This window comes from Kitasatospora sp. NPDC091335 (assembly GCF_044757205.1).
In the GTDB taxonomy this organism is placed as follows: domain Bacteria; phylum Actinomycetota; class Actinomycetes; order Streptomycetales; family Streptomycetaceae; genus Kitasatospora.
In genome coordinates, this window is record NZ_JBIVUM010000001.1 from 579713 (window position 1) to 591624 (window position 11912).

General features: G+C 74.3%; 9 protein-coding genes. 5 read left to right on the forward strand and 4 right to left on the reverse strand.

The features are described from left to right. The first annotated feature begins 30 nt into the window (after positions 1–30). Both ACIQOW_RS02600 and ACIQOW_RS02605 read left to right on the forward strand, forming a co-directional pair. Complete coding sequence (locus ACIQOW_RS02600; RefSeq protein WP_401078954.1) at positions 31–783, forward strand: methyltransferase domain-containing protein; 753 nt, start codon at positions 31–33, stop codon at positions 781–783. Positions 784–1239: 456 nt separating this feature from the next. After that, positions 1240–1632 (forward strand): DUF3040 domain-containing protein, encoded by a 393-nt coding sequence (locus ACIQOW_RS02605; protein WP_401078957.1) that lies wholly within the window; start codon positions 1240–1242, stop codon positions 1630–1632. A gap of 112 nt (positions 1633–1744) precedes the next feature. Here the strand turns inward: ACIQOW_RS02605 and ACIQOW_RS02610 are convergent, their stop codons facing one another. The 4 genes from ACIQOW_RS02610 to ACIQOW_RS02625 all read right to left on the reverse strand — a co-directional run bounded on the left by ACIQOW_RS02610 (position 1745) and on the right by ACIQOW_RS02625 (position 7372). Beyond that, positions 1745–4174, reverse strand: a complete 2430-nt coding sequence (locus tag ACIQOW_RS02610) for a DUF3488 and DUF4129 domain-containing transglutaminase family protein (protein WP_401078960.1) — start codon at positions 4172–4174, stop codon at positions 1745–1747. Next, the gene (locus ACIQOW_RS02615) at positions 4171–5493 is read right to left on the reverse strand and encodes a DUF58 domain-containing protein (protein WP_401078962.1); all 1323 of its coding nucleotides are present in this window, start codon (positions 5491–5493) and stop codon (positions 4171–4173) included. The genes ACIQOW_RS02610 and ACIQOW_RS02615 overlap by 4 nt, the downstream gene beginning before the upstream one ends. 1 nt (position 5494) lies before the next feature. Beyond that, a complete protein-coding gene (locus tag ACIQOW_RS02620) occupies positions 5495–6409 on the reverse strand; it encodes a MoxR family ATPase (RefSeq protein ID WP_317620399.1) in 915 nt (304 codons plus the stop codon). 396 nt (positions 6410–6805) lie between these two features. Further along, positions 6806–7372, reverse strand: a complete 567-nt coding sequence (locus tag ACIQOW_RS02625; protein ID WP_188300217.1) for a carbonic anhydrase — start codon at positions 7370–7372, stop codon at positions 6806–6808. A 540-nt stretch (positions 7373–7912) separates the two neighbouring features. On the opposite strand from ACIQOW_RS02625, the gene rsmH reads away from it, so the two are divergent. From rsmH to ACIQOW_RS02640, 3 genes are all read left to right on the forward strand, one after another. After that, complete coding sequence (rsmH, locus tag ACIQOW_RS02630; protein ID WP_401078965.1) at positions 7913–8887, forward strand: 16S rRNA (cytosine(1402)-N(4))-methyltransferase RsmH; 975 nt, start codon at positions 7913–7915, stop codon at positions 8885–8887. Positions 8888–9044: 157 nt separating this feature from the next. Beyond that, positions 9045–9527 (forward strand): hypothetical protein, encoded by a 483-nt coding sequence (locus ACIQOW_RS02635; RefSeq protein WP_401078967.1) that lies wholly within the window; start codon positions 9045–9047, stop codon positions 9525–9527. Positions 9528–9609: 82 nt separating this feature from the next. Then, positions 9610–11847: a penicillin-binding transpeptidase domain-containing protein gene (locus ACIQOW_RS02640; protein WP_401078970.1), complete on the forward strand. Its 2238-nt coding sequence runs from the start codon at positions 9610–9612 to the stop codon at positions 11845–11847. Positions 11848–11912 lie beyond the last annotated feature (65 nt).

Here is an 11912-nt window from a genome sequence, read left to right on the forward strand (position 1 = left end):
ATCGAACCGCACGTGCCGAGGAGTTCCACCTTGTACCCGACGCGTCCCCGCAGTGCCCTGCGTACCGCCGTGGTGTGGGAGGTGGTCCGGACGGCCCTGGAGAAGCGGGCGGCCGAGCTGGACCAGCCGGTGCTCGACGTGGTCGACACCGGCGGCGGCACCGGCAACTTCGCCGTGCCGGTCGCCAAGCTCGGTCATCGCGTCACCGTGGTCGACCCGAGCCCGGACGCCCTCTTCGCCCTGGAGCGCCGGGCCGCCGAGGCCGGTGTGACGGACCTGGTGCGGGCCGTCCAGGGCGACACCCAGACGCTGCCCGAGGTGGTCGCCGCCGGCAGTGTGGACGCGGTGCTCTGCCACGGCGTGCTGGAGGTCGTGGACGACCCGGCCGAGGCGCTCGGCAGCCTGGCCGGCACCCTGCGCAAGGGCGGCCTGGTCAGCCTGCTGGCGGCCAACCGCAACGGCGCCGTGCTGGCCCGCGCGCTGGCCGGCCACTTCACCGAGGCCCGCACCGTGCTCTCCGCCTCCGACGGCCGCTGGGGCGAGCAGGACCCGATGCCGCGCCGCTTCACCGGCGACGAGCTGGGCCGGCTGGCCGAGGCCGCGGGCCTGCGGGTGGAGTCGGTGCACGGTGTACGCGTCTTCGCCGACCTCGTCCCCGGTGTGCTGGTGGACACCGAGCCCGGCGCCCTGGAGGCGCTGCTGAAGCTGGAGGAGGCCGCCGCCGCGCAGCCCGCCTTCCACGCCGTGGCGACCCAGCTGCACCTGCTGGCCACCCTGGCCTGAGGCGTCCCTCCGGACCCGCGCGCCCCTTTCGCAGCGCCTTCACACCGCCGCACGGTTTCGCACACCGTACGGCGGTGGTTCGCGCCCCGTACGCCCGCCGGTTTCCCGCCCGCTCCCCGTTCGCGCCGGGCCGCCCGGCGGCATACCTCCCCAGGTCCGGGACGATTCCATCCGATCGGGCACTTGTCCGGGGCGTGGCGCGTTGACTCCGATGCGGTCGTCCGCGCTCGAAGTGGCCCGTCCCACGCGGCGCAGACCACCCCGTAACGGGCTCACGGACCGTATGATCTGGGTAAAGCCGGAAAGCATGACAGCCGGATGCGTGGGGCATATGGACGACACGGGCCGGGCCCCCGCACAGGCGTCCGACCGTGTGCCCCAAGGCTGATTGGACTTGCCTCCCCGACCGGGGTGGGCGGACCGGTCGCACCCGCGACCGACGAGTAGGAGGACTCCGTGCCGCTCTCGGAGCACGAGCAGCGACTGCTCGACCAGATGGAGCGAGCGCTGTATGCCGAAGATCCCAAATTCGCGTCGGCGCTCGAGGGAACCGGGCTGCGCACCTACACCCGTCGGCGGGTCTACCTGGCCGTGGCCGGCTTCGTGGTGGGGATCGGCCTGCTGATGGGCGGCATGGTCGTGCCGGACCAGATCTGGGTCAGCGTCGTGGGGTTCCTGGTGATGCTCGGATGTGCGGTGTTCGCCGTGACCGGCTGGCGGCGCGGGCCCGCGGGCCAGGGCACCGGGGGTGCCGGCCCGGCCGCGGCCCCGCGCCCCAAGGCCGGGATGATGGACCGGGTGGAGCAGCGCTGGCAGCGCCGCAGGGACGAGCAGACCGGCGGCTTCTGAGCCGCTCGGCCGAGACCTACGAAGCCGGGGCGGGCAGTCGATCGACTGCCCGCCCCGGCTTCGTACGTCTCGGCTTCGTGTCCGGCGCGGAACCCTGGCGCGGAACCCCGGCTCAGGACTCCGGCGTGGAGCGCTTGCGCCGGGTGAGTACCCGCCGCACCGGCACGCAGACCCGCTCGACCGCCCGGCCCGCCCCGGTGGCGACGGCCGCCCTGGCGGCCCGCACCGCGTCGGAGATCCGCCACCACAGCTGCGCCGAGGACGGCGGCAGCAGCAGCGCCCTGGTCCGTCCGCGCCGCCCGGCCGCCGCCCGCAGCCCGCGCCGTACGGCGCGGACGTCGGCGGCCAGCGGCTCCGCGGTGAGCGGCCCGGGCGGGGCGTAGAGCACCCGCTCGGTGGCCAGCGCGAGCCGGCCGGTGGCCGCCGCGGAGTCCGCGTCCAGCTGTGCCGTCTCGGCGATCCGGCGCGCGGCGGAACGCGGTGTGCGTGACTCGTCCGGGGGAATTCCGAGGTCCCAGGCGGAGTCGACCAGCTCGTCCCAGGCGGCCAGCACCTGGGCGTCGGTCAGCTCCGCGGGACCGCTCCCGCCGGGCCCGCGCCGTCCGCCGCCGCCCAGCCGGCGCCGGCGTACGGCGGCGCGCCAGAGCATCGGGGCGAGCAGCAGCGCGATCAGCACGGCCACCGCGGCCAGGGTGCCGAGCACCTGGGCGGAGAGCAGCCAGGACTCCTCGCCGGCCGTGGCGGCGGTCCTGCCCTTGGTGCCGCACTCGCCCAGCTGGCGCTGCTTGGCGGTGCAGTCCGAACCGGCGGTCGGCACCGGGGCGGCCGAGGCGGACTGCGGGGCCGCGGTCGCCTGCTGGCTCGGCGCGGTGGTCGGGGTGCTGGACTTCTCGGTGTAGCGGGCCGGGACGCCGCGGCTCGGGGTCGGCTCGAAGCGCAGCCAGCCGTAGCCCGCGAAGTACAGCTCGGGCCAGGCGTGGTACATCCGGCCGTTCACCGAGTAGACGTCGCCGCCCTTGTTGTCGCCCGGGGTGAAGCCGACGGCCACCCGGGCCGGGATCTTCAGCACCCTGGCCATCGCCGCCATGGTGGAGGCGTAGTGCACGCAGAATCCCCTGCGGTCGCGCAGGAAAACGGCGATGGCGTTGCTGCCGGTGCCGCCGTTGACCGTGGTGTCGTACTTGAAGGTCGGCCCGGTGAACCAGTTCACCAGCGCCGTCGCCCGGTCGTAGTCGTTCTGCGCGCCCGAGGTGACGGCCCTGGCCTGCTCGGCGACCACCGCCGGCAGGTCGGACGGGAGGGCGGTGTAGTGCTCCCTGACGTCCTGGGGCGCGGTGGCCGCGAGGCGCAGCTCGTCGGCGGTGGGCCGCAGGTCCAGGGCGCTGACGTGGTAGCGCAGGCCGCGGATCGCCTTGTCGCCGGCCGGCAGGACGGTGCCGGTCAGCGGGTCGAGCTTCCAGTCGCCGCGGTTGGGGACCTGGACGGAGGCGGCCGGGTAGGGCATCGGCAGCCAGCTGGCCTCCAGCCGGTCGCTGACCTGGAAGTCGCCCTCGATCCGGGGGACCTGGGCGTTGCGCAGGCCCTCGGGGGTGGGCAGCGTCACCGGGAGGTCGCCGACCGTGGTGCTGCCGAGCTTCCAGTTGGTGCCGTCGAACTGGTCGAGCGAGCCGGTCCGCAGGTAGGTCTGGTCGGCCAGCGGGCTGTCCAGGGTGTAGCTGAGCAGCTCCGCGTCGGTGGGCTTGGTGATCGCGGCCTCCAGGCTGACCAGCGGGTCCAGGCTGGTCGACAGGCTCCCGCCGACGCCCTTGCCGCTCGATCCGCCGGAGCCGGAGCGCAGCAGCCCGAAGCTCCAGTGCGGCAGCACCACCGGCAGCAGCAGGGCCACCGCCAGGGCCAGCACGCCGACCTGACGGCCGCCGGGGCTGACCCGGCCCGACTCCACGGAGCCGCGCGAGCCGCCGTAGAAGACGCGGCCCCAGCGGGAGACCCGGTCCTGGCCCTCGGCGAACAGCAGCAGCAGGTAGCCGGCCGCGGCGGCGCCGAACCAGACCCAGCTGCCGTGCGCCCCGGCCAGGCCGTTGCCGATCGAGTACAGCGCCAGCAGCGGCAGCCCGGCCAGCGCCGAGCGCCGGTAGGTCACCGCGACGGTGTCCACCGCGACGGCGATCAGGCCGACCGCCGAGACCAGGATCAGCCGCAGCCCCGCGGAGGGCGGAGCCGGGATGGCGTACTGCTGTATGTCGTCCACGCCGGAGGCGAAGACCTGGTCCAGGACCCGCATCGTGGCCGGCCCCGGCAGCACCCCGCCGGCGCCGGCGAAGCCGAGCAGCATCAGCATCAGCAGCGCCAGCAGCTGCCCGACCGGCACCGTCCAGCGGTACAGCGGGGAGCGGCGCAGGCCCGCGCCGACGGCCCCGATCACGGCGATCACCAGGAAGGCGTGGGAGAGCCAGCTGCGGGTGGTGAGCAGCGGCATCATGCACAGCGAGGCGAGGGCGGTGGCCAGCGCCGAGTACACGGTCAGTTTGGCCCGGGTGGTCACGCGCCGGCCTCTTCTCGGTAGGGGGCGGTCGTCCTGCTGCCGTCGGCGGCCCGCCAGAGGTCCGGTACGGAGTCCCCGGCGCGCACCGGGATCACCGTCCAGCCGGCCTCGCGCAGCTGCCGGGCGCGGTCCCGGAACTCGTCGCCGCCGGTGTCCGGGGCGAGCATCCGCAGGCCGGCCCAGGTGCCGGTGTCCAGCAGGAAGGCGACCGCCCCGCCGGTGCGGCTGCGCAGCCGGCCCAGCCGGGCGGCCTGGGTGTCGTCCAGGTCGCCGAGGACGGCGACCAGCAGGCCCTCGCCGCCGGTGCGCAGCGGGTCCTCGGCGCGGGAGAGGGTGCCGCCGTCGGACAGGTCGGCGACCGCGAGGGCGTCCAGGACCAGCCCGGAGGTCTCGGCGGTGCTGTGGCTGCGGCCGCCACCGGGCCCCGGCACCGACTGGCCGGTGTCGGTGAGCAGCCGGGTCTGGTAGCCGCGCTCCAGCAGGTGCACGGAGACCGAGGCGGCGCAGCCGACCGCCCACTCGAAGGAGGAGGCGGGGCCGCTGCCGCGGTGGGCGATCTCCCGGGTGTCCAGCAGGACGGTGGCCCTGGCCTGCTGCGGCTGCTCCTCGCGGCGCACCATCAGCTCGCCGTACCGGGCGGTGGAGCGCCAGTGCACCCGGCGCAGGTCGTCGCCGGGCCGGTACTCGCGCAGGATCAGGTCGTCGTCGCCGGCCATCGCCAGGGTGCGGCTGCGGCTCTCGCCCTGGCCGGCCCACTCGCCGCTGAGCCGGGCGTTCGGCAGCGCCTGGACCTGGGGGACGACGGTGAGGACGTCGGAGGCGGTGAAGGCGCGGGTCACCTCGCACATCCCGAACGGGTCGGACAGCCGCAGCTGGAGCGGCCCGAGCGGGTAGCGGCCGCGCAGGTCGGAGCGGACCCGGTAGGAGACCTCGCGGTGGCCGCGCGGCTCGACCCGGTCCAGCACGAAGCGCGGGCGCGGCCCGAGCACGTACGGGACCTTGTCCTCCAGCAGCAGCACCCCGGTGGGCACCCGGGAGACGTTGTCGACCCGCAGGTGCACCCTGGCCTCCTGGCCGGCGGCCGCCCGGCGCGGGCTGAGCCGGCGTCCGCTGGCCACCCGGTAGCGGGTGTTGGCGACCACCACCACGGCGACCAGCGGCAGCGCGGCGAGCAGGACGCCGACGCGCAGCAGGGCGTCCTGGTCGAGCAGGTAGGAGCAGACCACCGCGGTGACCCCGGCGGCGAGGAAGGAGCGGCCCCGGGTGGTGAGGCCGCGGAACCCGGCCCGCAGTCCCGACGCCGAGTCGGACTGGACCACCTCAGCCCCTCCGGACGGCCGGGCCGCCCTGCGGGCGCGGCAGCGGCAGCCGGGCGACCAGGTCGGCCACGATCTGCTCGGAGGTGCGGCGGCTGAGCTGGGTCTCGGCGGTCGGCATCAGACGGTGCGCCAGGACCGGGACGGCGAGGCGCTGGATGTCGTCCGGGGTGACGTAGTCGCGCCCGTCCAGGGCGGCGGCGGCGCGGGCGGCCCTGACCAGGTGCAGGGTGGCGCGCGGCGAGGCGCCCAGGCGCAGCTCGGGGCTGGTCCGGGTGGCGCCGACCAGGTCGACGGCGTAGCGGCGGACCGGGTCGGCGATGTGCACGGTGCGGACCAGGTCGATCAGCTTGAGGATGTCGGAGGCGTGCGCGACCGGCTGGAGGTCCTCCAGCGGGCTGGCACCGCCGTGCACGTCCAGCATCGCGAGCTCGGCCTCGGGGCTGGGGTAGCCGATCGAGATCCGGGCCATGAAGCGGTCGCGCTGGGCCTCCGGGAGGGGGTAGGTGCCCTCCATCTCGACCGGGTTCTGGGTGGCCACGACCATGAACGGCGAGGGCAGCTCGTAGCTGGTGCCGTCGATGGTGACCTGGCGCTCCTCCATCGACTCCAGCAGCGCGGACTGGGTCTTGGGCGAGGCGCGGTTGATCTCGTCGCCGACCACGAGCTGGGCGAAGATCGCGCCGGGGCGGAACTCGAAGTCGTGCCGCTGCTGGTCGTAGATGTTGGTGCCGGTGACGTCCGAGGGCAGCAGGTCGGGTGTGAACTGGATGCGGCGCACGGTGCAGTCCAGGGAACGGGCGAGCGCCTTGGCCAGCATGGTCTTGCCGACGCCCGGCACGTCCTCCAGCAGCAGGTGGCCCTCGGCGAGCAGGACGGTCAGGGCGATCCGGACGGCCTCCGGCTTGCCCTCGATCACGCTCTCGACGTTGGCGCGGACGCGGTCGACGACCGCGGCGAGCTCGTCGTGCCCGACCTGCCGGTACCCGTTCGCCCTCTGCTGCTCGCCCCCCGCAGCACTGCCGAGTCCGGCCTGATCGCTGTAGCTCGTCACCCGTATACGCTCCCTGGCACCCTGTGCCCGCCCCGTCCCGAGGCCGGGCCCCACCCCATGCTTGACGCGGCCGTCCCGGGGGCGGTTCCGAACGAGGGTCCCGGCGCCGGGAAGGCGGCCTGCGGCCTGGCCGCCCCAGGTGGTTCGGGGTCCGACCGGCAGGCGCATTGTCCCCCGGGCGATGGCCAGAAGTCACCATTCGGCGGTGCCCCAATGCCGGGACGGCGGGGACCCGGGCGGGACCCGGGACGGGGCGGTGGCTCAGGACGGGACGGGGCCTGGGTGCTGGTCGATCTCGCGCAGCAGGCCGGTGTGGACGTCGAAGACGAAGCCGCGGACGTCGTCGGTGTGCAGCAGGAAGGGAGAGGTGCGGACGCGCTGCATGGACTGGCGGACGTCGCCGTCCAGGTCGACGAAGGCCTCCACCGCCCACTGCGGGCGCTGGCCGACCTCCAGTTCCAGCTCGCGGCGGAAGTCCTCGGTGAGCCCGAGCAGGCCGCAGCCGGTGTGGTGGATCAGCGCGATCGAGCGGGTGCCGAGGGCGCGCTGGCTGATGGTCAGGGACCGGATGGTGTCGTCGGTGACGACACCGCCGGCGTTGCGGATGACGTGGGCGTCGCCGAGTTCGAGGCCGAGTGCCGCGAACAGGTCCAGGCGGGCGTCCATGCAGGCCACCACGGCGATCTTCTGCACCGGGCGGGCGTCCATGCCGCCGTCCCGGAAGGTCACCGCGTAGGCGCGGTTGGCCGTGACGAAGCGGTCGATGACGGTGGATCCGGCAGGGTCGGCAGCGGCGTTCGGCGAGGGCCGATCAGGTGTCACTGTCATGGTGGCGACGTTAGTGGGGATCGGGCCCGCGCGGTGGAGCGGAGAACTACAGAACGGGGCGCCGTGATCGAGCGCAAAGCCACAACAGGGGGGTGCGGCCCGGCCGTTCCCCGAGTGGCCCGCACGCGGTGGCGGACGGGGGGCGCGCGCCCGCCACCGAGGGCCCCCGGTCCGGACCGTCGCCAGGCCGCCCCGACGGCTGCGACCTGCGGTGATCCGTACCGCCGCCCGGGTGGTGCGCCGGAGCGGACCATTGACTGGCAGGGCTCGCGCGATAGAGTTTGCGGCGCATTGGAGCACACCCGGCCGGGCCCGTCAACGGTGCCTTCCCGGCCGGTGCGGTCCGGTCGACGCGGGCCCGTGGCCTCCACCCGCTCCGTGCTCACCTGGCGCACCTTCCCCGGTGCCGGGCGGTCACGACCTTCCCCCTGAGCGGGCGGGGACCACGGGCCGCTTCGTCGTGCCGGTGCGCGGTGGGCGAGAATGGTCGCAGCTCCCGGACGTCGGGCTGCTCCGCACCGAGGAAGGGCGCCACCGCGCATGACCACCAACGAACCGGGCCCGAAGCACGTTCCGGTGATGCTCCAGCGGTGCATGGACGCGCTGGCCCCGGCGATCTCGCGCCCCGGTGCCGTGGTGGTGGACGCCACCCTCGGCCTCGGCGGCCACAGCGAGGCGTTGCTGACCCAGTTCCCCGAGGTCCGGCTGGTCGCGGTGGACCGCGACCCGCAGGCGCTGAAGCTGTCCGGCGAGCGGCTGGCCCCGTTCGGCGACCGCGCCACCCTGGTGCACGCCGTCTACGACGAGATCCCCGAGGTGCTGGAGCGCCTGGGCATCGAGAAGGCGGACGGCGTCCTGTTCGACCTCGGCGTCTCCTCGATGCAGCTGGACGAGGCGGAGCGCGGCTTCGCGTACGCCCAGGACGCCCCGCTGGACATGCGGATGGACCAGACCAGGGGGATCAGCGCGGCGGAGGTGCTGAACACCTACAGCCACGGCGAGCTGGCCCGGATCCTCAAGTTCTACGGCGAGGAGCGGTTCGCCGGGAGGATCGCCTCGGTGATCCTGCGGGAGCGGGAGAAGGAACCGTTCACCACCAGCGCGCGTCTGGTCGATCTGGTGCGCAACGCCATTCCGGCGGCGACCCGTCGCACCGGCGGGAACCCGGCCAAGCGGACGTTCCAGGCGCTGCGGATCGAGGTCAACGGCGAGCTGGAGGTCCTGGACCGGGCGATCCCCGGGGCGCTGGACGCCCTCGCGGTGGGCGGCCGGATCGTGGTGATGTCCTACCAGTCGCTGGAGGACCGCCTGGTCAAGCAGTACCTCGCCGCCGGAGCGACCGACACCGCACCGCCGGGGCTGCCGTTCATCCCGGAGGAGCACCAGCCCTGGCTCAAACTGATCACTCGCGGTGCCGAACTGGCCACCGAGGAGGAGATCGAGGAGAACCGGCGCGCCGCGCCCGTACGGCTGCGGGTGGCGGAGAGGATCAGGGACCGAAGCAAGCGGGGCTGACGAACCGGCCCCGGCAGGGTCCGAAGGGCGGAGGAAAGCAGTGGGGCCGGTGGCCGGTGAGGTCCGGGCGGGGCGGGGAGGACTCCCCGGACAGGGCAGGGCGCGGATCACGGTCCGCCCGGGGAAACGACCGGTACGGGGGCGCACACCGTTCGCGGTGCTCGTCGTGGTGCTGCTGGCGGCCGGGCTGCTCGGCCTGCTGGCGCTGAACACCGCGCTCAACGAGGGCTCCTTCGAGCTGTCCCGACTGCAGAAGCAGACCACCGTGGCGACCGACGAACAGCAGAGCCTCCAGCACGAGATCGACCAGAGCTCGGCCCCGGACGCGCTGGCCAGGCGCGCCGCCGAGCTGGGCCTGGTCCCGGCCGGCGGGATGGCCTTCCTGGACGTCCCGAACAGCGGCACGGTGATCGGCACCCCGGGCCCGGCCAAGGACAGTCCGCCGGTCAAGCGCTCCACCGCCGAGCCGTGGCCGACCAAGGGCCAGCCGGGCGGCGCGCCGTCGCCGGCCGCGCCCCCGCCGTCGCCGGCCGCGCCCCCGCCGTCGCCGGCCCCGGCGACGTCCGCGGGGGACTCGGTGATCCAGCTCAACCCGGTCTCGCCGGCACCCGGGCACCCGGGCGGGGGCGCGGCCCGGTGAGTGAGTGGAACGAGTGGAACGAGCGAACCATCGGAACGTGCGGATCGCGCGAAGCGCCCGCCGAGCACAGCGAGGTGCGCGCATGAGTGAGCCACGCCAGCCGGGCGGGTCCGGCAGCGGCAACGGCCGCCGTCCGGTGCCCCGGGGCACCGCGCCGCGCGCGCAGTCCTCCTCCGGCCGCAGCCAGCCCGCAGCCGGCCGCGGCCAGCCCCCGGCCAAGGGCCAGCCGGCAGCCGGTCGCGGCCAGTCCGCGAAGGGGCAGCCCGCGAAGGGCCAGCCCGCCCGCAGCCAGTCGGCCAAGGCCCAGCCGGCCAGGTCCGCCTCCGCCGGCCGTACCCCGCGGGCGCCGCAGCAGCGCCGCCCCGAGGGCCGCCCGCCGGCCCGCAGCCAGGCGGCGGCGCGCCCGAAGAGCCGTCCGCCGCTGCGCCCCAAGGCACTCAAGCTGGCCGAGCCCAAGCGCCGGCTGAAGGTGATCACCGTGGTGCTGTCGCTGGTGTTCTCCGTCTTCGCGGGGCGCCTGGTGCAGCTCCAGCTGGTGGACGCCGACGCGCTGGCCGCCGACGCCAACACCAACCGCTACCTGAACATCCCGATCACCGCCGAACGCGGCTCGATAACGTCCTCCGACGGGGTCGCCCTGGCGGCCACCGTGGACGCGTACGACATCACCGCCGACCCGGCGATGTTCACCCCGGAGGCGACCGGCATCCCGGACGCGCCCGAGCAGGCGGCCGCGCTGCTGTCGCCGATCCTCGGCGTGCCCAAGGAGAAGATCGCCACCGACCTGCACACCCCCAAGAGCCGGTACAAGCGGCTCGCCCCCCAGCAGACCCCGGCCACCAGGAAGCAGATCAGCGACCTCAAGTCGAGCCTGGAGAAGCAGGCCGGCTCGCGGGCCTGCCAGGCCCAGAAGAAGCTGCTCGGCAAGCCCGCCGACCAGGGCGGGCGCACCCGGGTGGACAACGAGTGCGCCAACCCGCTGGCCGGGGTGTTCAACCGGGAGACCCAGAAGCGGATCTACCCGGCGGACGGGCTGGCCGCCAACCTGGTCGGCTTCGTCAACGCCGAGGGCGAGGGCGCCGGCGGCCTGGAACTCCAGTACCAGAAGCTGCTGGCCGGCAAGGACGGCCACAGCAGCTACGCCCAGTCGGGCGGGCGGCTGGTGCCCACCGCCGGTGGCTCGATGGAGCCCGCCGTGCCGGGCAGCGACGTCAAGCTGACCATCAACCGGGACATCCAGTGGGCCGCCCAGCGGGCGATCACCGACCAGGTGGCCAACTCCGGCGCGGAGAAGGGCTACGTGGTGGTCCAGGACGTGAAGACCGGTCAGGTCCTCGCGATGGCCGGCGCGCCCGGCTTCAACCCGAACGACCTGAGCCTGTCCAAGCAGGCCGACCTGGGCAACCCCGCCCTGGTCGACGCGTACGAGCCCGGCAGCACCGCCAAGCTGATGAGCCTGGCCGCCGTGCTGGACAGCGGGAAGGCCACCTGGGACACCAAGGTCACCGTGCCCAACCGGCTGGTCAGGGCCGGGCAGCAGTTCAAGGACGACGTCAACCACGACCCCTGGTACCTGACCCTGGCCGGGGTGCTGGCCAAGTCCTCCAACATCGGCACCATCGAGGCGGTCGAGACCCTCGGCGACGGGGACCAGCTCAAGGCCAACCAGGTGCTGGACGGCTACCTGCGCAAGTTCGGCGTGGCCGAGCCGACCGGCCTGGGCTTCCCCGGAGAGGCCTCCGGGATGCTCAAGAAGCCGGAGGACCTGGTCGCCTCGGAGAAGTACAACATCTCCTTCGGCCAGGGCCCGCTGCAGATGAACGCGCTCCAGGCCACCTCGGTCTACTCGACCATCGCCAACGGCGGGGTGCGGGTCGCGCCCAGCGTCGTCCAGGGCCTCACCGACCCGAACGGCAAGTACACGCCGAGCACGCCGGGGGCGCAGACCCAGGTGGTCAGCCCGGAGACGGCCAGGACCCTCACCTCGATGCTGGAGTCGGTCGTCGACGACGAGCAGGGCACCGGCGGCAAGGCCGCCATCCCGGGCTACCGGGTCGCGGGCAAGACCGGCACCGCCGACCGGGGCGCCGCCGACGGCAAGGGCTACGACGGCTTCACCGCCTCCTTCATCGGCTTCGCCCCCGCGGACGCCCCCAGGTACACCGTCTCCTGCACCCTCCAGGGCCCGGTCAACGGCCACTTCGGCGGCCAGCTGTGCGGCCCGGTGTTCAAGCAGGTGATGGAGTTCACCCTGAAGACCATGCAGGTCCCGCCGAGCGGCAGCCCGGCGCCCAACCTGGCCGTCGAGTGGAAGCCGTGAACGAACGATGAGCAACGAGCGGGCGGGGCTGGAGCGCGGCGCGGAGGAGGGCCGGTTTGGCCCTG

Bases quoted from the DNA above. Each gene is read 5' to 3' on its own strand.
- ACIQOW_RS02625 (WP_188300217.1), bottom strand. From the start codon at position 7,372: ATGACAGTGACACCTGATCGGCCCTCGCCGAACGCCGCTGCCGACCCT.
- rsmH (WP_401078965.1), top strand. From the start codon at position 7,913: ATGACCACCAACGAACCGGGCCCGAAGCACGTTCCGGTGATGCTCCAG.
- ACIQOW_RS02640 (WP_401078970.1), top strand. From the start codon at position 9,610: ATGAGTGAGCCACGCCAGCCGGGCGGGTCCGGCAGCGGCAACGGCCGC.